General features: G+C 54.9%; 19 protein-coding genes. 13 read left to right on the top strand and 6 right to left on the bottom strand.

Going from position 1 to position 25,126, the window contains the following annotated elements:
* Positions 1-124: 124 nt before the first annotated feature.
* The 8 genes from KF752_00365 to tpx all read left to right on the top strand — a co-directional run bounded on the left by KF752_00365 (position 125) and on the right by tpx (position 8,699).
* Positions 125-2,326, top strand: coding sequence for a fused MFS/spermidine synthase (locus KF752_00365; protein MBX3419984.1), 2,202 nt, complete (start codon positions 125-127; stop codon positions 2,324-2,326).
* A gap of 99 nt (positions 2,327-2,425) precedes the next feature.
* Positions 2,426-3,244 carry a sugar phosphate isomerase/epimerase gene (locus KF752_00370; protein ID MBX3419985.1) on the top strand — a complete coding sequence of 273 codons (819 nt, stop codon included), beginning with the start codon at positions 2,426-2,428 and terminating at the stop codon, positions 3,242-3,244.
* 7 nt (positions 3,245-3,251) lie between these two features.
* Complete coding sequence (locus KF752_00375; protein ID MBX3419986.1) at positions 3,252-3,695, top strand: RbsD/FucU family protein; 444 nt, start codon at positions 3,252-3,254, stop codon at positions 3,693-3,695.
* On the top strand, positions 3,695-4,573 hold the full coding sequence (locus tag KF752_00380) for an amidohydrolase family protein (protein MBX3419987.1): 879 nt from the start codon (positions 3,695-3,697) through the stop codon (positions 4,571-4,573). Before KF752_00375 ends, KF752_00380 begins: the two co-directional genes overlap by 1 nt.
* A 25-nt stretch (positions 4,574-4,598) precedes the next feature.
* Positions 4,599-5,846, top strand: coding sequence for a hypothetical protein (locus tag KF752_00385; protein ID MBX3419988.1), 1,248 nt, complete (start codon positions 4,599-4,601; stop codon positions 5,844-5,846).
* Positions 5,847-5,848: 2 nt separating this feature from the next.
* Positions 5,849-6,793, top strand: a complete 945-nt coding sequence (locus KF752_00390) for an aldo/keto reductase (protein MBX3419989.1) — start codon at positions 5,849-5,851, stop codon at positions 6,791-6,793.
* A 2-nt stretch (positions 6,794-6,795) separates the two neighbouring features.
* Positions 6,796-7,827, top strand: a complete 1,032-nt coding sequence (locus KF752_00395) for a zinc-binding alcohol dehydrogenase family protein (GenBank protein MBX3419990.1) — start codon at positions 6,796-6,798, stop codon at positions 7,825-7,827.
* Between the two features lie 371 nt (positions 7,828-8,198).
* Positions 8,199-8,699 (top strand): thiol peroxidase, encoded by a 501-nt coding sequence (gene tpx, locus KF752_00400; GenBank protein ID MBX3419991.1) that lies wholly within the window; start codon positions 8,199-8,201, stop codon positions 8,697-8,699.
* Positions 8,700-8,853: 154 nt separating this feature from the next.
* On the opposite strand, the gene KF752_00405 is transcribed toward tpx, so the two are convergent.
* From KF752_00405 to argH, 4 genes are all read right to left on the bottom strand, one after another.
* Positions 8,854-10,623, bottom strand: coding sequence for a LamG domain-containing protein (locus KF752_00405; GenBank protein ID MBX3419992.1), 1,770 nt, complete (start codon positions 10,621-10,623; stop codon positions 8,854-8,856).
* A gap of 154 nt (positions 10,624-10,777) precedes the next feature.
* Positions 10,778-11,860 carry a sigma-54-dependent Fis family transcriptional regulator gene (locus KF752_00410; GenBank protein ID MBX3419993.1) on the bottom strand — a complete coding sequence of 361 codons (1,083 nt, stop codon included), beginning with the start codon at positions 11,858-11,860 and terminating at the stop codon, positions 10,778-10,780.
* A 218-nt stretch (positions 11,861-12,078) separates the two neighbouring features.
* Positions 12,079-14,463: a hypothetical protein gene (locus KF752_00415; GenBank protein ID MBX3419994.1), complete on the bottom strand. Its 2,385-nt coding sequence runs from the start codon at positions 14,461-14,463 to the stop codon at positions 12,079-12,081.
* Positions 14,464-14,531: 68 nt separating this feature from the next.
* A complete protein-coding gene (gene argH / locus KF752_00420) occupies positions 14,532-15,911 on the bottom strand; it encodes an argininosuccinate lyase (GenBank protein ID MBX3419995.1) in 1,380 nt (459 codons plus the stop codon).
* A gap of 483 nt (positions 15,912-16,394) precedes the next feature.
* Between argH and prfB the strand changes: the two genes are divergently transcribed.
* From prfB to KF752_00435, 3 genes are read left to right on the top strand one after another with little or no spacing between them, the layout of a single operon-like run.
* Positions 16,395-17,411, top strand: a complete 1,017-nt coding sequence (gene prfB, locus KF752_00425; protein ID MBX3419996.1) for a peptide chain release factor 2 — start codon at positions 16,395-16,397, stop codon at positions 17,409-17,411.
* Between the two features lie 34 nt (positions 17,412-17,445).
* Entirely contained in the window at positions 17,446-18,021 is a 576-nt protein-coding gene (locus KF752_00430; protein ID MBX3419997.1) for a hypothetical protein, read from the top strand.
* Positions 18,022-18,033: 12 nt separating this feature from the next.
* The gene (locus tag KF752_00435; protein ID MBX3419998.1) at positions 18,034-19,962 is read left to right on the top strand and encodes an ATP-dependent helicase; all 1,929 of its coding nucleotides are present in this window, start codon (positions 18,034-18,036) and stop codon (positions 19,960-19,962) included.
* A 45-nt stretch (positions 19,963-20,007) separates the two neighbouring features.
* Here KF752_00435 and KF752_00440 read toward each other — a convergent pair whose 3' ends face one another.
* Positions 20,008-20,919, bottom strand: coding sequence for an alpha/beta hydrolase (locus KF752_00440; protein MBX3419999.1), 912 nt, complete (start codon positions 20,917-20,919; stop codon positions 20,008-20,010).
* A 16-nt stretch (positions 20,920-20,935) separates the two neighbouring features.
* Entirely contained in the window at positions 20,936-22,276 is a 1,341-nt protein-coding gene (locus KF752_00445) for a phenylacetate--CoA ligase family protein (protein MBX3420000.1), read from the bottom strand.
* A gap of 237 nt (positions 22,277-22,513) precedes the next feature.
* Here KF752_00445 and KF752_00450 point away from each other — a divergent pair, with 237 nt between their 5' ends.
* Positions 22,514-23,155 carry a paraquat-inducible protein A gene (locus KF752_00450; GenBank protein MBX3420001.1) on the top strand — a complete coding sequence of 214 codons (642 nt, stop codon included), beginning with the start codon at positions 22,514-22,516 and terminating at the stop codon, positions 23,153-23,155.
* Complete coding sequence (locus KF752_00455) at positions 23,152-24,984, top strand: MCE family protein (protein MBX3420002.1); 1,833 nt, start codon at positions 23,152-23,154, stop codon at positions 24,982-24,984. The genes KF752_00450 and KF752_00455 overlap by 4 nt, the downstream gene beginning before the upstream one ends.
* Positions 24,985-25,126 lie beyond the last annotated feature (142 nt).

Below are 25,126 nucleotides of genomic sequence, written 5' to 3' on the forward strand. Positions count from 1 at the left end.
ATCACAACGTCCACCTGCCACGAGCGGAGGCCACTTTGTGATATGATGAACCAGTTTAGCGACTACTAGCAATACGGCTTTGCGCTGTGGCCGAAACATCGCCATCGGCTTGGAACAGTACCGAATGAAACACCGTGACAAACCGAGGCACGCGCCCACCGAAGTTTCGAGTTCCAAACGAAACTGGACATGGCGTCAGGCGGCGTTCCTGCTAACAACTTTTGTGGGTTCTTTCCTGCTCTTTCAGATTCAACCGTTGATTGGCAAGCTGATCTTGCCATGGTTCGGTGGCACCGCTTCGGTATGGACGATGTGCCTACTGTTTTTTCAGACGGTGTTGTTTGCCGGATATCTTTACGCTCACTTAACGAGTGTGTATCTCAAGCCGCGAGTTCAAGTTGTCATGCACTGCATGGTGGTCGTGGCGGCGATAGGTACGCTGCCTATTTTGCCGTCTGACACTTGGCGAGCCACGGCGACCGTCGATCCCTCATTTGGAGTTCTGCAAGTATTGGCATTCAGCGTAGGGCTGCCCTACTTCTTATTAGCAACCAACGCCCCCCTAGTACAGCGTTGGTGGGCGATGGTTGTAGGAGCCTCTGCCTATCAGCTCTACTCACTTTCCAACGCTGGTTCACTGTTGGCACTGTTAACTTACACGTTGATCGCAGAAAGACTGCTTGGAACCAGAATGATCTCGTTCGTCTGGACTGTGCTGTTCGTGTTCTTGGGCGTTTTGCTGTTCCGATGCCTGCTGTGGGTCTGGCAAACACCGCAGACAAAAGCCTCGCCAGCAGTGCCCCTCGCGGACAACACTCGTCACCAGCGCCAATGGACCACAGGCTCCCAAGAGGTTGCGGTGACTGTCGCTGGGCCAACGTGGACGCGGCGGGCCATTTGGTTGTTTCTGGCAGCCACGGGCACTACCGTGCTTATGTCCATGACCACCTACCTGTGTCAAGACATTGCCAGCGTGCCGATTATGTGGTTAGCTCCGCTGACGCTTTACCTTCTCAGTTTCATCCTCTGCTTTGGGGCCAGCAATTGGTACCGCAGACTCTGGTTCATGCCAATCCTGACGATACTCAGTTTCGTGGCGGCAATGATCTATGGCCAGCTTTTCTCCAGCGTACCAACGTCATTTTTGCTGACCATTAATCTACTGGCGCTGTTCTGTGCTTTCATGGTCGTTCATGGGGAATTGGAGCGATCCAAACCGGCAGTCGAGCATTTGACACAGTACTTCCTGTACATTTCTGGCGGTGGAATGTTAGGAGGCTTCTACGTTGGATTGGTAGCACCACTGCTCTATCCCGATTACTACGAACTACCATTGGTGATGATCGTTATTGGCCTGATTCCAATAGCCATTCTGCATTTAGAGGCTCAATCGCCACTGCATCGTGGCCGCCGCGCATGGGCCTGGGCAATTATTGTCGCTATCTTTGGCTGCCACGGATTGGTTTGGTCCTATGGATATTTGCAACGCTACCAGATGGTATGGAGTACGGGGCGCAATTTCTACGGAGTCCTGAAAGTCGCCGTTCGTCCCCTCTCTACGACGCCGCCGTTGCTGTACGTTTCCTTGATGAACGGACACATCACGCACGGTGGTCAACTAGCCAAGATATCTGTAGAGGGCGACCTGTCGAACATCGAAATGCTCCCCACGCCGACTACGTACTACGGTGAGACATCGGGGATTGGCCGAGTTTTCCGGGCTACTCAGGGCGGCCGGCCTCGACGGATCGCGGCGGTAGGTCTGGGTGTTGGAACCCTTGGAGCTTATGCGCAAAAAAATGATCAGTTTCGGTTTTACGAAATCAATCACAAAGTTGTAGAATTGGCTGAAGATCCATTCACTTACTTAGCAGAAATCAAAAAATCCCAAGCTGAGTATGAAGTGGTGATGGGCGATGCTCGACTTTCGCTCGAGTCCGAAACGCCGCAGAACTTTGACATCATTGCAGTCGATGCGTTCTCCGGTGATTCCATTCCCGTCCACTTGATCACGCGCGAGGCTGCCGACGTTTATCTCAGACATCTGGCTTCGGATGGCATTCTGGCTTTTCACATTTCCAACCGATACGTAGATCTGACGGGTGTACTATACGATATTGCCATACACAATCGGCTGGAGCTAGCGTACCACCTGGATACTGCCGATGTCAGCCTACAGCAATACATGAGTGAATGGGTGCTGATCCGACGTCCCTCAAAACAACAGAATATTCCCGAACTCCAGTTCTACCCGACATCCATGCTGAATGGTAAACAGATTGTATGGACTGATGATCGTAGCAGTCTGTTAGAGGCTATGAAATGATAACTTGAAGAGAATCCGGAACTGACACGCAGGAGAATTTCCTGGGCGCAGCCAGCTGGTGGACGACAAATTTCGATCAATCTTAGAGAATGCAATTGGATGCCCAAATCAGCCATAACAATTAGTTTGGTTCCCGAGGCCCGAGGTGGGCCGTTTGTATTTTGGGATGATTTCGAACGAGCTTGCAGTGAAGCATCTCGGATCGGTTTGGACGCGGTTGAAGTTTTCGCACCCGACGGTGAGACGATTCGGCAATTGCCAATCAAGACAGTGCTGGAATATCCATTGCAAATCGCTGCGTTCGGGACGGGAGCAGGCATGGTTAAGTATGGGTTGTCGTTGAGCCACTCAGATACCTCGCATCGTCAGCGGGCACAGCAGTTTGTTCGTTCAATGATCCATGCAGCGGCAACCTGGAACGCTCCGGTCATTGTCGGTTCTATGCAAGGGCGGTGGACTGCAGAGTGCGATTGCGCCCGAGCACTGGCTTTTTTGCGAGATTCACTTAACCAGCTCGGACAGGCGGCCTATGACCTGGGTATTAGTCTGTTTTTCGAACCACTGAATCGATATGAAACCAATATGGTGAACACGATTGACGACGCAGTAGCGCTGATTCAGTCATTGGATGTGCGGAATGTCAAACTGCTAGTGGATTTATTCCACGCCAACATCGAAGAGCCGAACATAGCCGGTTCGTTAATCGAAGCGCTGCCGTATATTGGCCATATTCATTTGGCAGATTCCAATCGACGGGCTGCAGGGTATGGACACATCGACTATCAACCGATTGCCGATGCGATTTGCGCTGGAGGCTACCAGGGCTATCTGTCGGCTGAAGTCTTGCCACTGCCAGATTCGGTTTCCGCCGCTGAAATGACGATGCAAACCTTCCGAAAGTTTTTTTCAACCACCTAGCGACGCCATGCTCAAAACTCCACTGTTGCATCCTCAAATACTGTCGGCAATCGCCAAAGCGGGACATCATGCCAAGATACTGATCGCCGACGGCAACTATCCAGCTTCAACCAAGAAGGGACCGAACGCGGAACTCGTATCCTTGCAGTTAACTCCAGGGGTGCCAACCGTTGCCCAAGTGCTGGCGCCGCTGCTAAAAGCCTTGCCGATCGATCACATTCACACAATGGGAATCGACCCCGGCGATCCATACGCGCTGACAGATGATCCGGCGGTATGGACGACCTATCGTTCGATCTTAAAGCAATCAGGATTTGCAGGAGACCTTGAGCCAATTATGAAGTGGGACTTTTATGACGCCGTCATGTCGCCCGATCACGTGCTGACAATTCAGACTGCGGATCAAGCAACGTGGGCCAACTTACTGTTGCTGGTTGGAGTTCGCAGCTGATGCGTATTGATGCTCATCAGCACTTTTGGACCTACGATTCGCTGGACTATCCCTGGATTCCACGGAATCAGGTCAGCCGCGCCCGCCAGCCGACTGGACTGGACACCCATTTCGACTCTAACCGCACTTTGGATCGAGATTTCCTTCCACTAGATTTGTGGCCGCTGCTGAGTGCCGCTGGCCTGGATGGCTGCATTGCCGTTCAGGCCCGTCAATCGCTACGGGAAAACGATTTTCTAATATCGCTAGCAGATGAGCATGATTTTATACTGGGTGTCGTCGGCTGGATTGACTTGCGTTCGGATCAGGCCGGCAAGCAGGCACAGGAATTCGCCAAGCATCCCAAGGCCGTTGGCGTTCGTCATGTCGTTCAAGATGAACTTCAGCCGATGTTCATGGCCGGGGAAGCGTTCCGGCGAGGCATCGCTTCCCTGAAGCATTTCGATTTGATCTACGACATTCTGATCTATGAACATCAGCTCCCAGACGCGATTGCTCTGGCGGCAGCGTTTCCGGACCAGCAGTTTGTGGTTGACCATATCGCAAAACCGAAGATCAAGTGGGCAACACTCGATCCTTGGCGATCCCTGATTAAAAAGTTGGCCGGGTTTTCCAATGTAGTTGTTAAATTATCGGGGATGGTAACAGAAGCCGATCATGCGCATTGGAGCGTTGAGCAGCTGGATCCATACTGGCAAGTGATTCTGGAGGCGTTCACACCCAGTCGCATACTGTTTGGCTCCGACTGGCCGGTGGCCCGCCTGGCCTCCAGTTATCAGCGCTGGATCACCGTCGTCCGAGAGTGGCTTGTTGCTCTCAGCGACTCAGAACGTGCGGCTATCTGGGGACAGAACGCGCACAGGGTTTACTTCCAATAACACTAGAACATTACGGTCCATATCAGTGCTACTAGCCAAATACTCATTCGGCATCGGTGATCGCTTTGCACATCAGGCCTCGGCTCAACTGGCTGCATTTCAGCAGTTGTCCCGACTTGGACCGCGAGTTATCCCGGTGTGGAACAAATCCAACCGCGAGCATTCGTTAGTGGGTTCAGAACCGGCCAGCGTTCAGATGGCTGCCGAAGAAGCAGTGCGCGAGCTTGGCTGGTACGATCAGTGGCATGTTGATGCCGACCATGTTCAACTGGCAACTGTGGATCGCTACCTGAACTGCTCTGACTTTTTTACCATCGATGTGGCCGATTCGATTGGCAAGCCGAGCGCGACGACGGAGATCGACGATTTCATTTCACGACATCCTGAACTGATGGGAACGTTTGAGCTGACGGGTTTCAACAAACCGTACATGATTCAGCGTGAATTCGTGGAGCGAGTGGCACTGAAGTTCTTGAAAGCTTGCCAGACTGCGGGAGCCATCTATAACCACATAAAGGCCGCCAAGGGCTCAGACAGTTTTATAGCTGAGGTGTCGATGGATGAGACCGACCTTCCACAAACGCCTCCGGAGTTAATGATTATTCTGGCCGCACTTGCCGACGCTGGGGTCAAGCTGCAGACGATCGCTCCCAAATTTACCGGGCGGTTTAATAAGGGAGTCGATTACGTCGGTGACGTGCACCAATTTGAAGTCGAATTCAACGAGGACATCGCGGTGATTGCCGAAGCGGTCAAGCGCTATGGACTGCCGGAGAACCTGAAGCTGAGCGTTCACAGTGGAAGCGACAAATTCAGCCTCTACCCCATCATTCGCCAGTCAATTGAGCAGACCGGTGCCGGGGTTCATGTGAAGACGGCCGGCACCACTTGGCTGGAAGAATTGATTGGCTTGTCCGAAGCGGGCGGGGATGGCTTGTGTTTGACCAAGGAAATCTACGCTTACGCCTTTGAGCATGTCGAAGAATTATGTGCACCCTACGCGTCAGTCGTTGACATCCAGGTGCGGTCTCTGCCACATCCGCATGAAGTGAACCAATGGGATGCAGCCAAATTGGCCTCGACCATCCGGCATATTCCAAACAACGCGAGCTTCAATGCGAACGTTCGACAACTGCTACATGTATCATTCAAGCTGGCCGCCAAAGCCGGCAGTCGATTTACTGATCTGTTGAAGGCCAATCGTGAAATCGTCGGCCAGAATGTCACAACAAACCTCCTGGAACGGCATTTGAAGCCTGTATTTTTAGGTTGACCATGAGCTATACCATCCCTACCAGACCCCTCGGAAAAACCGGGCTGGAACTGCCCATCTTGAGCTTCGGCGCGTCGTCGCTGGGGGCCGAGTTTCGCAGCGTAGACCTGAACGAAGTTTTCGCCAGCGTGCGCGTTGCACTGGAGCTTGGTATGAATTTCATTGATACCTCACCCTACTATGGTCGCGGCATGTCTGAGATTCTGCTGGGCATCGCCCTCAAGGATGTTCCACGAGATTCTTATTTGCTGTGTACGAAACTTGGACGCTATGACGCAGGACACTTCGACTTTTCACCTCGGCGCGTTGCGGAAAGTGTCGATGTGAGTCTGCATCGGCTCCGCACCGACCATGTGGATATCATTTTGTGTCACGACATCGAATTCGTGCCGCTGCCACAGATTGTTAATGAGACGTTGCCGGCCTTGCGTAAATTGCAACAGTCTGGCAAGGTTCGCTATGTAGGAATCAGTGGTTATCCCATGAAAATCTTTAGTACCATCGCGGCGCAGGCCGAGCTGGACTGCATCCTGTCGTACAACCAATACACGCTGCAGAATACTCGGCTGGTCGACGACATCGTGCCGCTGATGAAGCTTAAGAATATTGGAGTTATGAACGCAGGTCCGTTCGCTGCCCGACTGCTGACCAATGCACCGCTGCCGATTTGGCATCGCGACTCGAAGACGGTTCAGCAGACAGCGAGATTGGCCGCCGAGCATTGCCAAAGCCGAGGAGTTGACATTGCGCAATTGGCGCTGCAGTACGCGTGTAGCCATCCCGATTTGGCGACGACAATTACCGGTAGCGCCAACCCCAACAATATCCGCAAGTGGGCTCAGTGGCTTGAGCAGCCGATCGACACAGAGTTGCTGGGAGAGGTTCTGGGCATCCTGGAGCCGGTACACAATGTGAGTCATCAAGAAGGGCTGGCAGAGAACAACTGACGATGAAGGCCTTGCAAATCAGCGCCGCAAAATCATGGTCGTTCGTCGACATCCCCGAGCCCGGGAGACCCGAGCCCAGCCAGGCGCTGGTGCGTGTCCATCGCATGGGGGTCTGTGGCACGGATATCGCCTGCTATCTCGGCAAGTTTCCCTACTTTGCATTTCCGAGGATTCCTGGCCATGAATTGGGCGTGGAGGTTTTGGAAGTAGGCCAGGCAGTTGGCCACCTGCGCCCCGGCATGCGTTGTTGTGTCGAACCCTATCTGAATTGTGGACAATGCGACGCCTGCTTGCGAGGACACACCAACTGTTGCGAGCACAATCAGACCTACGGCGTGATGTGCGATGGAGGGTTAACAGATCAAGTCATCCTGCCCGCCAACAAACTACATCCGGTGGGAGAGCTGAGCTATTCTCAGGCCGCGCTGATTGAGACGCTGGCCATCGGTTGTCATGCGGTGAATCGCGCCGCCCCGCAGCTAGGTGAAAACGTGTTGGTGATTGGAGCTGGGCCGATTGGTTTGTCGGTCATTGAATTTGCCAAGCTCACCGGTGCCAATGTCATGGTAGCCGATGTTAACCCAAGTCGCCTGGAATTTGTCCAGCAGTCGATGAAGCTTCCCAATGTGATTCGCTTCCAGGGAGACCAAACCGACGAAATCGCAGTTCGACAGCGTGGCGGCGGAAGACTAGCAGACATCGTCATCGACGCCACAGGCAACGCCCGCAGCATGGTCCGCGCCTTTGAGTTCGCTGTGTTTGCGGGGCGAGTCGTATATGTGGGCATCACCCAGGAGCGGCTTGAATTTGCACATTCGCCAATCTTACACCGTCGCGAGCTTACACTGCTCGCCAGCCGCAACGCATTACCGTCAGACTTTTCGCGGATTATCGGTTTGATTCAGAATCGCACCATCGACACTCAGCCTTGGATGACTCACCAAGCCGACTTCGATGACGTCCCCAAAGTATTCGACTCTTGGCTTGATCCCGAGTCGAAAGTCATCAAAGCCATTATCCGAGTGAACACGTAGCGGTGTTCCATCGGACGCCTCGCCTGCGACTACATGCTTCTTCGCGAAGGTCTCGTCGGTTTTCCACAGACGATTCGAACATCCAGGTCAGATTGCTAAGGCAATATGCGTTTCTGACTGCAGTGGCAAAACATGGACCACCATCGGCACTCAGACCCAAATTTTCAGGCTATCCAAGTCATTGCCATGAACGTCCCTGCCTCCCGAGAAACCTGAAGTTCCCGCCACCCTGAATTCCACCCAAGCTTGGTTGGCAGAAGAGCTTCCATACGCCCTTGCCTTGATTCTGTATTGGCATAAACTCTTGGACGCGTCAACTGGACGGTTTAGACCACAACGACACTATCGCACATTCAATAAGAGGAATCCTTATGGCTAAGATTACACTCAAAGGTAACGCGATCGAAACGGTTGGCGATCTACCAGCGGTGGGCTCACAAGCACCTGCATTTACGCTGGTCAAGCAAGATTTGTCCGAGTTAACACTGGCGTCCCTGGCGGGTAGCCGCGTGGTGCTGAATATCTTCCCCAGCATCGATACGGGCACATGTGCGACGAGCGTGCGCAAGTTCAATGAAAAAGCGGCAGCGCTGAGCAATACTAAAATCGTGTGCGTGTCGGCGGATCTACCGTTTGCGCTGGGCAGATTCTGTGGAGCTGAAGGCATCGACAAAGTCAGCGTGGGGTCGGTCTTCCGCAATCCAGAATTTGGACAGCAGTATGGCGTGCGATTCAATAGCGGCCCGCTCACTGGTCTGCTTTCGCGGAGCATCGTGGTCATCGACGAACGCGGTAAAGTGCTGTATACCGAACAAGTTGCCGAGACGGTCAACGAACCGAACTACGATGCGGCGTTGGCGGCGTTGAAGTAGCGATTCACGACTGTGTTATGGGCGTACTGTACTATGCGCGTACGTTGTGCTCGCCAGAGCGTAGATATGGGCAAAGACAACATAGCACCCTCTAAGCGACGGTGGTTAGCATTTGACCGTCCAGGCGACGGTGGCTACACTGCACGAGCGTTGGCTACTGATTGCTCGGATGAATGGGCAGTCTGCCCGACGTCGCAGAGGGGCGCTGAACAGCAAGCTCCGCGATTTGTGGGGCTGGCAGTGGACGATTGTAAAGCCGCAAGTCGACGATTTGCCCTGCCAGCGGCGCATTCATGCCGCTAGCGATTGTCAACGGAGCCGAGTTGCTGAGGTCGTATTCCGGCAAGCCGTCGATGGTACGCCTGACCGCCAGTTGGCCGTCAATCCAAAGCTCAAGTTCTTGCCGGCTGCGAATGGCCACCACGTGATGCCAGTCCGTCGATAGCGACTGACCACTGGCCACTTGGGCACCTTGACTCCATGCATACACCTGTCCCGAAGGGAGCGTACTGCAGAACAAGCGACCGTCATACTCGGCCATCGTCCAGGCTCGACGGTAGCGCACGTCGGGGGTTTGGTCCAATTGTTGGAGCAAGCTCCACTGTTGTTGGCCGTCGTAGGCGTACACCTGAGCCAGCGGCAGCGTGCCTGCGAACAGCCGCCCGTTGTGGACCATGAGTCCCATCACTTCCAGTTCTTCCCCCAAGCGCCCCAGATCGTTCCAGTTATTGGGACCAACAAATTGATAGACCCGTCCGCTAGGCCAGGTGGAAACCAGCAACTTGCCTTGGTAAACGGTGAAGCCATATGTCTGCGTGTTGTCACCTACCATTCCGCAGTTTTCCCAAGCTGCGCCATCCCAGCGATACACATGACCGCTATCGTAACTGGTAGCGTATAACAACCCCTCAAAGTTACACAACGAAACGACGCGCGCCGGTTGCTCGGTGACTGAAGAGTTAGATTCGCCAATGACTGCCAGCGTCGGAACGGGCAACGATTCCCATCGGCGCTCACCAGCATAGCGAAACAATCCAGCTGGCTTGTAGAGTGACGAGGCGTATAGTCGATCTTGAAAGACGACCAAGCCACCTACAGCTTGGGTGTCTGGCAACTGGCCACAGTCGATCCAGATCTGCCCAGTCGCATCGTAACGATAGACTCGACCTCCCAATTGTTCGTTGGGCGATTCCGGCAAGGATGACCCAGCAACACGGTACTTGCCCGTGCCAGCATAGAGTGCGTGGTCATAAACAGCCAGCGCGGTCACGCTATTGGAACCGTCGAGCGAACCACAGTCGGTCCAGCCACTCTGGCCATTGTAGCGGAAGACGTGGCCACACTGGCCCGCGCCAGGCTCACAGGTGCCCGCATACAACTGTCCATCGTGAACGGCCAAGGCAAAGGCCAGCAACGCATTGCCAGGGCGACCACAATTGACAAACGACGACAAGCGATTGTCGTCGAGTCCAAATTGCAGATGACGCCAATTGGCTTGGTTGGAGGTAGCACCGGAATTGCTTTTGAGCGTCAGATGAAATCCGCGCCGCAGTTTGGGGTCGTACTGGCTAATTAAGTCTGCAGATTGTCCTGAGCGATCAGGGTCGGAATTGAACCACAGGCTGATCGAAAAATCCCCCCGTCCAAATCGTGGTGTCTGCCCTTCGGCAATTGCCTGATTGCCGCAGACAACTGGCCAATGTGATATCAATCCGTGGTTCAAAGACAACGAATTCTTGCCACTGAATCCAGAAGAAGTTGGATCGCCTTGTTCGCCTGCCACATGTGACAAAGTAGACTGCTGTGCCCGTAGCGCCCTGGTACCATCACCGAGTATCGGCAGCAAAATCAGTAGCAGGCATCCAGTTACCGGCAGTAGGGTTGATCGCATGCATATTGGCAGACTATACGATAATGAGGTCATGACATGTAGATTCCTGGAGCGGGGCTACGTGTTAATCATGGGGCTGGATTGTCGCGGTTGGGAATAACCTCGAAAGATCAGCAAGGACTATTACGGAGCATCAACTCTACTAATCCCATTCGTTCCATGGGTGCTATTGCCATCCTGTTGGCGATCACTTGTATTCTGGTGAATTCGATGGTTGTTCGAGAATCTCCAGATTGTAGTCTTTGACTTTGGTGCGCAGCGTATTGCGGTTAATTCCTAGCCGATGTGCGGCTTTGGTTTGCACGTTCCCGCATTCAGTTAACACCTGTGCGATCAATTCCCGTTCAACGCGATTGACGACATATTCGTGCAGCAACTCTTGCTCTTGGTCGGCTCGCAAAACACCGTGTTTCACTAAGGCATAGGTTAGCGATTCGATGTCGGGCGGTTCAGCGGCGGCGACCAAGTCATGGCGGCTTTCAGACGGTGAAGGCGGAACGCTGAAGTGTTGCAGTAGCCATCCCCAATCAGCTTGTCCAAGTCTACCCAGCGCCATCGCCCGCTGAATGCAACATTGAAGCTGGCGAACATTTCCAGGCCAACTGTGATTGAGTAGTTTATCCATCTCCGATGGCGTCAGGCAATGATCGGAATTCGGTTGGCCGCACTTCTGCCAACGTCGGACGAAATGTTCTATCAACAGCGGGATATCTTCGCGACGTTGACTGAGTGGCGGCAAGCCAATATGGGCAATGTTTAGTAGCCAGAACAGATCCTCACGAAACTTGCCTAACTGTACCTGGCTGGCCAAATCACAACTACTGGTAGCCAGAATCCGCCACGCCCGATGTGACGTCATCTGGCCATTTTCGTGACCCGACTGCGATACACTTTCCAGCAGCTCCAGCAGTCGCACTTGCACCTCATCGCTGGCTCGATCAACATCGCACAACAGCAACGCACGAGCTGGCGATTGCCGAAGCAAGCTGTCCAAGCGCTCAAGCTGAAGTCCAGCGCAATAGGCTGTCGGCAACGGACTATCACCCTCTGAACTCAAGGCGTGGATGAGTCGTGCGGCGTGCCGTTTTCCGCTGCCATTAGGGCCGGTTAGTAGCACGCTGCATCGCGTATCAGCGAATCGTTGACAGTCGCGAATTGCACTCTTGATGGCGGGGCTATTGCCAATCAAACAATGCTGTACACCAGAATGCTCGCGACGCTGCTGCACGCCTTCGCGCCCGCTGGATGACAATTCCTGTGTCAGTAACATCGCACACAAACTCCTTTCGCATGTCAAATTCGGACGTGCGATTGGTCGGCCGGTGTTGGGCCCAACCAACGGCATTCATTGGTTCTTTGACTCTTTTCGCATACAACGGGATTGTACCATTACACCAGCACAAACTTGGCTTATCCCAGCCTACAAATCCGTGAACGGATGTGCAACACGAGACAGGCCTGTGGCTTGGGCGGATGTGTCATCCGCAATTACAGCGCGTCGGGCCAGGCTCGAGTACCTGCCTGAGCTTCGATGACATCCAGTACAAAGCCGAGCACCTTGGCCAGGGCTGGATCACCTGGACCTTTCTGATTATACAGATCATAGATGTCTTGGGTTTGTTGCTTGCTCAACAATAAGCCAAACTGCCGAACTGATTTTTCCCAAGCCTGAGTAGCCGTAATTCGCTGCTGCTGTGTGGCAGTTTCTGCCGAACACAAATGTGCCAGACGCCACTGGCTTTCGCCGGTCCCAATGTTTGCCAAGGCTTGCGTCCGCAAATCCAGAGGAATGACCGAGGTAGCTTGAATTAGCGAGTGACGCCAAACATCTAAGGGATAGAAAGAGTATTTTTCCGGCTCAGACGCAATTTGACCCATGAATTTAGCTGCAGTCTGAGCAAGCTGTTCACGGTCGCTGGCGGTCAGCATCCCGGTTTCCAGCGCCTGCCTCATTCCCTGGATGACGGTGGCCATTTGCTCAGGTTGGTGCGTTAAAAGCGAAGCCTGGAAGCCGGGGGTCTGTTCGATATAACGACTTTCGTGGGCTTGCAGTTGATCGGTCAGCACAGCCACCGGCAGCGATCCACCTCCTGGAGTTCGTCGAAGTCGCTGCATTAACTCATACAGACTCATGTCTTCGACCCGATCGACGATCATGAGTAACTCGATAGGGGTGTTTTGAGATAATCGCAGCAGCGCGTCGCGGCCCGTGTTGACCGTCAGTGCCGGCCCGCTGGTCTGCTGCTGGACTTGGGCGGCAGCGCTCAAACACAATTCCTGCGATCCTCCCACAACCAACGCGGTCGGTCCTCGCCCCAGTTGAGACATCTCCAGAGCCACCGCCAGGGCCTGTTCGGCACCCGGATAATTGTCCTGCGGTTCCAACGCTGCAATGGCGGATAATGCCCAGTAGCGCACGATTGGTCGGGCGTCGCGGAGCAAATTGCCCAGGAACTCAATGGGCGCTGAAAACTTTTGTTGGCGAGAGCGGTACGCCAAAGCTTCTAGGCTGCCGAGTGCCGCACCATGCATCTGCCATGTTCCCGCCTGCTCAAAGATACTGATCCAATACTGCGGTTCGACGTACAGCTCAGCAGGCAGCCAACCGGCCAGCAATCCATCCACGACCTTGGGCAGATCCTGTGACAGATGGAGATGATAGGCCCGCTGAAGCCAGATGGTTCCCGCCGCCACGCAATCGTCTGAACTGGCCGAAGGCAATTGAACAAGCATCCAAGCGAGCTGCGCAACACGCTCCAATGCCAGCAGCTGTGGCGGCTCTTCAGTCCGCACGATTCTTAAATCCTTAACATCCGTCCGCCACACGGAGACCGGCAATCTATTCGGCTCAAGGCGCAACTCTTGGTATTCAGTCAATGCTTGGGCGAATTGGCGCCGCAAATGATCTTGAACCGACTGTAGCTGCGGCAGACTCGGGTATCTTTTTGCCAAGCGCTCGGCGAGGGCAGCTTGTGATTGCGGATCGATCTGGTCGCTATGCAGCGCGGTGGCTAGTTCAGCAGCAAAGTTTTGGCTAGGCACATCCACCAGTGCCAATAGTACTCGACTGCGCCGCTGAGCATCACCAAGTCGGCAGGCCGCGCGCAAGGCGTCAATACCCTCCTGGCCAAACTGTACGATAGTATCAGCCAGCATATCAGCCGGGATTCTTGAATTCAGATTGAGCAGTTCATCTAGCAGACGTTCGATGGCCGGCGACCCTCCATCTTGGAGTCGCAACTGCGCTAGACGACGCTGCCCGGGCTGCGCATCGGCTAACTTTGCAATCCAGCCATCCATCAATTTCGGATCGCGCGCGGCTTGCGAGGGGGCTTGCATGAGTGATTTGACCAATTCGCTCTGCGCGGGGTTAAGAACAACGTCATCGCGGCGCAGTCGAATCCAGGTTTGTCTGCCAGCCGCTTGAGAGACTTGGACCTTGACTGACAGCGGCCAGTTCTTGGCGGCGACTTGATCCAGCAGTTTGGCAACTTCAGGCCACAATTCCAACTGCGTCATCCAGTTGATCGTTTTACCGAAATCTTGAGGTGACTTTGGAGGTCGCTCGCGGAGGATAGCAACTAATGGATCTTCGGTCGTTGAGATTCGATCCGATTGTGGAGTGGCGGGTCGCCCCGCAGCTGCGTCTCTGACAGGCTGGTCGCCTGTGTCCACTGCTCCAAATGGCAACTGGCTATCATCAGCATCCATCTCTGAACTGTCGAACGACGTATCCGAGCCAAACGGGTCATCGTCGGCAAATGTATCGTCCTGACCTGGCGCTAGTGATGCGAACGCGAGCCAAAGCACTGCCCACAGACAGGAGCGTATCGTCCAATAATCAGCGCGACGGTTGAGTAGACGGAGTTTCATCGCTGCTGTGGAAACATGACTTGGAGACAGAGGGGAAAAGTGGCGAGCAAGCACTGGACGCCTACTACTTATAGTAACTGCTGGCGCCACAATTGTACTTGCTGGCGAACCAGGTCGGGATTGCTAGACCCGTAGCTTTGGTAGGCTTGTACCGCTTTTTCCACTCCTAACACCTGACGTATCGAGCCATCTAGTCCGGGATCGACCTGGCGAAGCTGTTCATCCGTCAGCTGATCCAGTCCCACCGCGTGTTCTTGGGCCAGTCGAACCAAGCTGCCGACTAGATGATGGGCAATCCGTTGAGGGTAGCCACGAACGATCAAATGCTCCATCAGTGTGGTAGCATCCAGGAATCCTTGTCCTAGCCGGGCGGAAATCGTATCCCGCAGCAATTCGGACTGCTCGACAATGGGTATGGCCATTCCCAAGCAAGCCTCCACAGTATCGAACGAATCAAACAGTGGTGGCTTGTCCTCTTGCAGGTCGCGATTGTACGCCAGCGGCAATCCTTTAACGAGCACCAGCAGAGTCTGCAAGTTGCCGATGACGCGAGCTGACTTGCCACGGGTCAATTCCAGCGTGTCTGGATTGACCTTCTGGGGCATAATCGACGATCCGGTGCAGAACGCATGTGGTAAGCGAATCCACTGGAATTCAATGGTCGACCATAGTATCCATTCTTCTGCCCAACCGCTGAGATGTTCAGCGATCATTGCCAGGACAAATGCCGATTCAAGTACGAAATCGCGGTCGCTACTGACATCGATGCTGTTGGCAGCTACTTGCTCAAAGCCCAACTCGGCTGCAGTTGCTTGGCGATCGATGGGCAGGGACGTGCCGGCACAGGCGGCGGCCCCCAGGCCACACACATTGACCCGGCGACGGCCGTCGGCCACTCGTTGGCGATCGCGGGCAAACTTTTCAATGTAGGCTAACCAGTAATGCGCGGCCAGCACCGGTTGTGCGCGTTGCAGGTGTGTGTAGGCCGGTAGAATCACATCTTGATCGCGGTCACAACGCCTCAGGAACGCCTGTTGCAACTGCAGCAACAAACCGTCGACTCGATCCAGCGCGTCGCGAACCCATAGCCGTGTATCGGTATTGACTTGGTCATTACGACTACGGGCAGTGTGCAGTTTACGGCCGATATCTCCCAGTCGCTCAATCAGCGCACTTTCAATGTGCATGTGAATGTCTTCCAGCTCGTGCCGGAACTGCATTTTGCCATGCTCAATCTCGATTTCGATTTCGCGCAATGCACCTTCGATCTGCTGAAATTCATCAGTGGTGATGATGCCCTGGCGGCTGAGCATCCGCGCATGGGCGATGGAGCCTTGAATGTCATGACGATACAGCCGGCGATCGAAGCTGATACTTTCTCCAAACGCCTCCAAGCGACGATCGCTGGCGGTATTGAAGACTCCGCTACGTGATGGTGACGAAGACAAAGCTGAAGATCCGTTGCGGCCGAGAGATTGGTTTTCAGAAATATGGGATAGGATCGCCGGGGCTCTGAGGGTAAACCGACACTGACCGGGCGTCAATCGTCGCTGGGGGACGAACAGGAAAAACCGGGTTGCTGAGTCCGCCGTTAGGCTCTATTCGTGCGGCGGGATCGCGATACAATGGGGACCGTGATAGTGAGTGGGCGGTTCGGACCCTATTAGGTTGCCGGTCCAGGACGGTTCGACCGGTGCGCGTAGCTACGGGGTATTCTTAGTGGCTATCGTTACGTAGACGCTGGACTGCGTGGCCTAGCGAGCTGCACGCTCTGAGGTGTGTAGTTGCCCCGAAACCCACGGACTTGCACGTTTTAAACAGGGAGTGTCTCAGGATGCTGGATAGTGAATTGAGCAATCGCGCGCAGGCGATTCGCAGTCGATTGACCCAGCTCCGGGACAGTCTTTGACTTCGACCACAAGCAGGCGGAAATTCAAGCCATCGAACAACAGATGGCATCGTCTAACTTTTGGGACAGCCAAGAGCGTGCCCAAGCCACAGTGGCTCAGCTGAAAAGCCTCAGGTCCATCGTCGGTCCGTTACATGAAGCCCTGACGGCAGCTAGTGATCTGGGGGGGCTTCTGGAAATACTGGCCGAAGACGAGTCGGCTCGCGACGAGGTGACTACTGAAATCCAACGGCTTGAGAAGCTCGTCGAGCAACTGGAACTCAAGGCGCTGCTGGACGGCCCGCACGACGCTGATGGTGCCTTGTTGAGCGTGCATGCGCGAGATGGTGGAGTGGATGCTAACGACTGGGCTGAAATGTTGTTGCAAATGTATATCAACTGGGCCGGCCGAAATGACTATCAAGTCGAACTGCTAGATCGCCAAGACAACGAAGAAGCCGGAATTACTCAGGCAACGATCGCGGTTCGCGGGCCGATGGCTTACGGCTACTTGAAGGGCGAAGAAGGTATTCATCGCTTAGTCAGGATTAGCCCCTTCAATGCTGAAGGCAAACGTCAAACCAGTTTTGCAGCTGTGGATGTGTCTCCCGAAATCAACGACACCGTGGAGCTTGAAATAGAAGACAAGGACGTTCGGGAGGACACCTACCGCGCCAGCGGTGCGGGCGGCCAGCATGTCAACAAGACCGACAGCGCCGTGAGGCTGACTCACCTTCCCACCGGCGTCGTGGCGCAATGCCAAAGCGAACGCAGCCAACACAAGAATCGAGCTATGGCCTGGAAGATGCTTCGCGCCCGGTTGGCACGTATTGAGGAAGAACGCCGCGAAGAGCAGCAGATGGCCAAGTACAAGAACAAAGTTCGCCAGAAGGGGTTTGGCTCGCAGATTCGCAACTACTTCTTGCACCCAGAACAGCGTGTTAAAGATTCGCGAACCGAACATCTGAAGAACAATTTTCAGGTGGTGATGAGCGGTGATATTCAAGAATTCTTGGACGCCTATTTGCGCTGGCGAATGGTGCAGAATTCCCCAACCTAGTCAATTCTGTGGCCATTCAGGGCGAGGGCGAATCATGACCGCTATTCACACCGGCAGCGACTATGCAGAATTGGATGGGAAAGCGCTGGGGCAATTGTCGTTTCGCTGGACGGGCGATCGCTTCCAACATGGCTGGCGATTCGCTCACACCGGGCCGGACCGCGACGCATGTGAAATAGAGTCGGTGGAATCGGACCACTCAGTTCACTGGCCGGTCAGTCCGCCGATACAGCAAGTCTACCGTCAGCACTTTGTCGATGGTCGCGAGGTGATGTTTGCCGTGGGCATGTCGGGACGCAGTCACTGGTCGGTCAGTTTTACGCTGGTGCCCGACCTACACAGCTGGATTGTGGAACTAGCCTGCTGCAGCCCGACTGAGCCACCATTATTGGCCAGCAGCTATCGACTGCACGGGCGGTGGCAATTGGACTCTAGTCCCAGCGGCAGTGGCCAGGTGCTCGAATGCCAAACGTCTGGGGTCAAAATCGAGAGCCTCAGTCCGCTCACGACCTTGCAATTGGATGGCGATCAACTGGTTATCCGCCCCGAGAGCATAGTTCACGAAGCAACTACCATCCAATGGGGCTTTCGAATTCGAGTGGCTCGGTAGCGGATAGAACCGATGGACTATAACGCAGAGCAGATAGCTGCGATTGGCTGCACAAACCAGCACATTCTGGTCTTAGCGGGTGCAGGTACAGGTAAGACGCGAACAATTATTGGTCGGGCTGCCAGATTGCTGCGCGAGGGCTGTCCGGCCTCGCGTATGGCCATCATAACCTTTACGCGACGAGCGGCCGCAGAAATCCGCAGGCGCCTGGAATCGGACGTGGGAACGCCGGCCAGTTCCGTGGTCACCGGCACGTTTCACAATTTCTGCTTGCGTGAGATGTCAGCCCATCGCAACTGGTTTGGTCTGGGCGAACTGACCATCATGGACCGCGACGATCAGGTACACCTGATGAAACTTGTCCGCGGTGACATCCTGAACAACGCTCGCCGCTCGCAGGCACCACAAGCTGCCGAGCTAGTAAACTATTATTCGTACGCGCGGAACACCAACCAGCCTCCGGCCGACTATCTGGAAAAATTCACCGAACATGATCCGTCCACAATCGCCCTGATTTTGCAGGTATTCGAGGCCTACAAGCAACGCAAGCGGCGGTCGGGCTATCTGGATTTTGACGACATTCTACATCGCTTTGCCAAAGTAATGCGCGAGGACGCCCAGATCCGGTCGCACATTGCCAAGCGTTACGATCACGTGTTGGTTGACGAAATGCAAGATACAAATCCGCTGCAGTGGCTGATCCTGGAAAGTCTGGCTCCGCAGGTTCAACTGTTCTGTGTGGGGGATGACGCACAGAGTATCTACGCCTTCCGAGGCGCCGATTTTCGCAACGTGCATTCATTCAGTCAGCGGTTGCCCGGTGCCGAGACGCTGAAATTGGAAATGAATTACCGTTCGACCCAGGAGATTTTGGATTTGTCTAATTGGCTATTGGCACAGTCCAGCCTCAAGTACAACAAGCGTCTTCGCGCGGTGCGAGGTACAGGAGTCAGGCCAATGCTGGTTGAACTGGATTCAGAACTGGACGAGGCAGAATTTGTCGTCGACCAGGCCATCGCTCGGCAGGCTCAAGGGTTGCGTTGGCAAGATCAGATGATTCTGTGTCGCACAGCTTTCTCTGCACGCCCCGTGGAAGGCGAACTGATCCGCAAAAAAATTCCGTATCGGCTGATTGGTGGGGTAGGTTTATTGCAAGCCGCACATGTCAAGGATCTGTTAGCAGTTCTGAGAATCGCGGTCAATCATCGCGATGAATTGAGCTGGATTCGCTACCTGACGATGTGGCCGCGAATCGGTGAAGCAACGGCCGCCCGCTATATCGCTCAGTTAAGCGACATGCCAGATACTACCAGGGCTGTCGAGCATTTAGGGACGCTATCTGCCAACCCTGAGATGCTCCAACCCCTGCGCACCGCAGTCACGCTCCTCGGTGCACCTGCCACCAGCATCGAGCACTTGGCGGAGTTGATGGATGATCTCATGGAATCGCGTTACGACAATTGGAGCGTTCGTCGGCGCGAATTTAAGTTACTGCATAAATTGGCCGAGCGTTATGAGCACACTAAAGATTTCCTGGACACCTATACTCTGGATCCGGTTACGCCCAGTCAGGCCGAGGCGGGCGACAACGACGATTTACTAACCATCATCACTGTGCATAGCGCGAAGGGCACCGAAGCCAAGGTGTGTTATGTGATTGCTGCTCAACCGGGCAATTACCCTCATTCGCGCAGTCGAGACAAAGCCGCCATCGAAGAGGAACGCCGGGTCCTCTATGTGGCGCTGACCCGGGCACAAGACGAGCTCATCATCAGTCGCAATTTTAGCCAGCCGAGCTACCAGTCCACTTGGCGAAATCCAGTTGCAAGCGAATATCTTCTGCAAGGCCTTCCGCACTCGCTGGTCAACGTCAAGCAACAGGTCAAGCTCCACCGGCGCAGCCGTAGCGAAGCGTATTGGGACGAGGATTTGATTTCGTAGAGCGACTGGAAATGGGTAGATCCGATGCACTCACTGTGTGGTTGATTATTCGAGGAACTTCAGTGAACGCAGAAAGGCTTCCATCTCCTGGCAGGTCGCTTCAAAGTAGTCTTCTTGGCCGCGACCAGGATTAAAGAAACCATGCCCTGCGCCTTCGTAGGACACCACTTGGCACTGTGTCCCCAATTGAGTAGCTCGCTCCGCATACCACCTGACCGAAGCGTGCGGGACGACACGATCATCGGTACCGTGAAGGACTAATGTGGGAGGCGCATCTTGGTGCAGACGATGATAGGGCGACAGGTCGCGTGGGGCTGTGCCCAGAAGCTTCCGCAGGCTCTGCATGCGACTCTCCGGTAGCTCGCTGACGCCTTCGATGGAATCCAATACCAGCGCTGGATTGAAGAGCACCAGGGCGTTAGGGACGCAACTTACCGTTTGGTTTTCTGCAGATTCTGATGAAGCAATCAAGGCGATGGCGGCAGCCAAGTGTCCGCCAGCAGAGCCGCCTCCGGCTGCGATACGCTGTGGATCAACGCCTTGACGTTCAGCGTTGGCCCGCAGCCAGCGGAGTGCTTGCCGCGCATCTGCGACACAGTCTTTGGCAGTAACTTTGTGACGCGAAGAAACTCGATAGTCGACGGTCATGGCGACCATGCCCTGCTTGGCCAACCGCTGGCACTGTGGAACGAACTGCGCCGGTGTACCACTGACCCAGCCACCGCCGAAGAAGAACACGATTGCCGAGCGGCGATCGCCTGGCTGCCAATCGGCCGGACGAAAGACATATGCCTTGAGATCAACCCCTGCTACCGTTGCATACACCTCCACTGCCGAAGCCTGTTGCGCTGGGTCAGTTGCCGGCCTTCGCGGCTGCGACTCCTGGCCCAACAAACATTGACCAGCGCTAAGGCTCACTAGCACTACCAACATGACGATGATGAACCGCTGTAACATGCTTACTCTCCAACTGTCATTGCCTGAGGTCCTGCCAGCGACGAGCTTTGGCGTCAGATCGAGGCAGCGTGCCACGTGCGACCGAATGAATCGGTATGCGCAAGCCAAGTTTGACCAACAGCAACTTCTGCAACGCTGCGACGCAATCGGGATCGGCCTCGACCGTTAATTTCAATTCATCAAGTTGACGATGTCGAGTTACCTGTACTTGATACTCTCCGATTTCAGGTAGCTTGCGGATCAAACTCTCCAGGCTACTCGGGAAGATATTAACGCCGCGAATCGTCAGCATGTCGTCGACGCGGCCGATGACTCCATCGGGCAGCCACATAAATCTACAGCGATCGGAAGCCGCATTGTGCGGGGCGACTCGCACCACATCTCCGGTGCGATAGCGAATGACCGGCGCCCCGAAACGCCCAAGTGAGGTCAATACCAGTTCGCCAAATTTCGACGGCGCTGGCGACTCGACATCGGCAGTTTCTGGCGCAGCAGGATTGATCGGCAGAGGCAGGATTTCCGCAATGAAGCTGGTTTCGATCACGTGCAATCCACAGCCATCGCGCCAACCGAAGCCCCATGGTCCGATCTCAGTCGCACCAGCATGGTCAACGACATCAGCCTGCCAGGCCGACTCGATCCGCTGGCGCACGGCGGGCAAGCTACCGCCAATCTCGCCAGCTACAATCAATCTGTCCACTGCCAAATCAGCCAGTGGGAAATTTTCGTCGGCTGCCACCTCCGCCAGATGCAACGCATAGGTGGGTGTGCAGCACACGATGTTGGCCTGCGACTGACGGAGGAATTCCAACCTGGCCAGGGCGGACATGCCACCGCCGGGAATAACCAAAGCTCCCAGGTCGATACAAGCTTGGTGAGCACTCCAGAATCCGATGAACGGTCCAAAAGAAAACGCCAGGAAGACTCGATCTTCAGCCGACATTTCCGCAGCCTGCAGCACGTGGCTCCAGGTATCAGACCACCACCTCCAATCGTCAGACGTATCCAGGATCGACAACGGCTGACCGCGAGTCCCGCTGGTGCGATGCAGTCGTGAATACGCGCTGCGCGAATAGGTGTGATGTAAACTTAGCCCACTCTCGCTGCTCAGGGCACTGTCGACCAACTCTTGTTTAGTCGTCAGCGGCCATTCTGCCAATTGATTCAGATCACCCAACCGAATGCAACCAGCCGACGCCAGTTTCTGTTGGTAAAAGCGATTGCTGGGGAGAATCTGGTCGAGTTGCAGGTTGAATAATTCAAGCTGGTGGGCCTGCAACTGTTCCTGGTCCCACAGCCAGAATTGATGGGCGTGAGGACGAGTAGTGAGGTGCGACTCGGGCTGGTTGGAAGGCATCTAGAAACCGCGAAAAATGTTAGCCGGTGGAATTTGATCCCATAACTTTCGACGCGAGTCAGTCAATTCTACACGACGCGGACTGTGCGCGGTACGAACATAGACGATAATGCCAAACGTAGTGGACTGTGACTGGGGGATGGTCGGATTTCACAACAGGCCTAGCTGTGCGGAAACATTTGCAACTTCCATGAGCATCGACTTACCAATTGGCTATCTGACCTGCGCACGAACGACATGAGCACCACCGAGCCGACAGCGCTGAACGAAAACCTGGGAGGATTGCGAGCCTGCCACTGCTGTGGACTGGTGCACCGTGTTCCTCAATTGAACCGCTCCCAACATGCAACTTGCGTCCGTTGCGGCAGTGTGATCGACTCGGGCAGTCGATCGGGAGGTCGCAGTGCGGCTCGTTGCTTCGCCGCGGCCATGGGCGGGTTGATTCTCTACTTTCCAGCCATGCTCTTGCCCATTCTGGAAATTGAGCGACTAGGACATCACCATACCGCCAGCCTCTTGGGAGGTACGTTGGATTTGATTCGGCAAGGCAGCCTGTTTGTGGGCATGGTCGTCTTGTTGTTCTCCATCGTCCTGCCATTGGTAAAGCTAGCAGCACTCATGGAGCTGAGTTACATGGGCATCACCAGACGAAAGCACCGTGCTTGGACCTATCGCGTGGTCGAGTGGGCAGGGCGGTGGAGCATGATGGATGTGTTGCTGTTGGCGCTGTTGGTTACGCTGGTCAAACTGGGTGACATTGTTAGCTTTCACTTGGGACCTGCGGTGGTCGCATTCGTTGTATGCGTGGTGATGAGCATGATTGCCTCCATCGCTTTTGATCCGCATGCCATCTGGGAAGAAAGCGCTGGTGAACTGTGACGGACATGCCTCCCAATGATGTGTCGCAGGTCGGGTCACACGGTTCGGGCTCGTCGTCGCTGAAGTCGGCACAACCTCCCACCGCCACAATACAGAATCGCCAGGTGCGGACTGGTTGGCGATTGAGAACTCGACTGTGGTGGCTGACGGCGCTGTGTGCAGCACTGGCCATTGGCTTGTGGGCTTCTGCGTATCGTGCACGCGGCACAACGATTCAGGTGACCTTCAAAGATGGTTACGGCCTCAAGCCGGGCGACGGGGTGCGTTATCGAGGCATCGAAGTGGGTCGAGTTACTGGGGTCGTGTTGTCAGACGACCGGAAGAGCGTAGATGTGGAGATTCTGCTTGACAATCGCAACCAATCGCTGGCGGTCGAGGGCAGCCGGTTTTGGATTCAGCGCGCACGACTTAGCCTGGGCCAGATAACCGGCCTTGATACGGTGTTGGGAGCAAAATATGTGGGACTGCTGCCCGGAGACAGCGACAACCCGAGAAGTCGCTTTGAAGGGCTTGAAACGCCATTGGCGATGACCGACGGCGAGAGTGCAGAACTGTTGATTCAGTTTGCCGGCGGCGAGGGGCTGGAGGTTGGCCAAGCGGTCCGTTTTCGGGGAATCAAAGTTGGAGAAGTGACGTTCGTTCAGTTGCGTTCCGATTTGCAGTCGATTGAGGTGTCGGTCCGGCTTGTGGGATCGGCGAGTCAACTGGCACGAGTTGGCACGCAGTTCTGGATCGAACGGCCACGGTTAGAACTGACCGAGATCCGCGGCTTGGATACGTTGATCGCAGGCAGCTACGTTGCGATGGAACCTGGGACAGCAAATGCCGCACCATCTGTCGAATTCGTCGGGCTGACCGAGCCTCCGCCGCTGGCGGTACGCCCCGGCTCGCTGGAAATTGAATTGGATGCAGGGCAGCGAATGGGCATCGTTCGCGGCGCACCCATCACCTATCGCGGTTTGGAAGTTGGGCGAGTCTCTCAAGTGGGCCTAGCTCGCGACGCTGCCAGCGTAAAAATCTCGGCAGTCATAGACGCCCAGTACGCCGAATTAGTTCGTGAAGATTCCAAATGGTGGGTCGTAGGCGGAATTCAATTCTCTGCAGGACTGAGCGGCATTTCAGTCTCAGTCGACTCTCTGTCAGCTTGGATTCGCGGTGGTATCGCCTTCGCTACCCCACCAGCGCCTGGCAAGCAAGTCGTGACTGGGCATCGATTTACTTTGGAGCCGCAGGCGCAAAGCCAGTGGCAATCATGGCAACCACGCATTGCCATCGGTGCCGACAATCAAACCCTCGATGGCCTTGCGCTGCCTGCCCCCGTCCGCGTGGTAGCCAGTTGGAAGTCCTCTGTATTAGGCATCACGCGGCGCAATAGTGATCAATGTTGGGGATTGGTGCTGGACGATGGTAAGTTGCTGATCCCCAACAACCTGCTAAGCACTTCGCGACGAGACGGTCGAGTGGTCACCATCGAGGTTGCAGGCACAAGCTTCCCCTTGGATGAGCAGATTCCCATCGAACTTGGCGGAGAGCTGGCCAAATTGACCTGCCCCGCTGAGCTGTCAGTTGAGCGTTGGCCGACCAACCGCGTCAGTAGTCACTGGAACAGAGACAACGTGTTGTTAGTTGTTAATCCCGAACTGAGCGAACCGCTGGCGATTGACAACACACGATTAGCCCTACATGCCTCAGGGGGATTAAGTATTGCGCCTGGCGTTTCCATTGCCAAGCAATTGTTGGGATCGCCTGTTATCGACGCTTCAACTGGAATGGTATTTGGATTACTGGTTCTATCGGAGAACGGCTGGATTGTTGGTGCACTACCGTAGTAGCGTCTAATGACATGTTGCTACGCCAGCCATTGCCCTCACAAACCACCCATAAGTTGTGTTTGCACCCGATTGGTAGTCACGGTCTATCTCCCCTTTTCCTGGCGTAGATTCGTCATCGGTTCAGCTGGCGTGATGATCC

The sequence above is a fragment of the Pirellulaceae bacterium genome, assembly GCA_019636385.1.
Taxonomy (GTDB): domain Bacteria; phylum Planctomycetota; class Planctomycetia; order Pirellulales; family Pirellulaceae; genus Aureliella.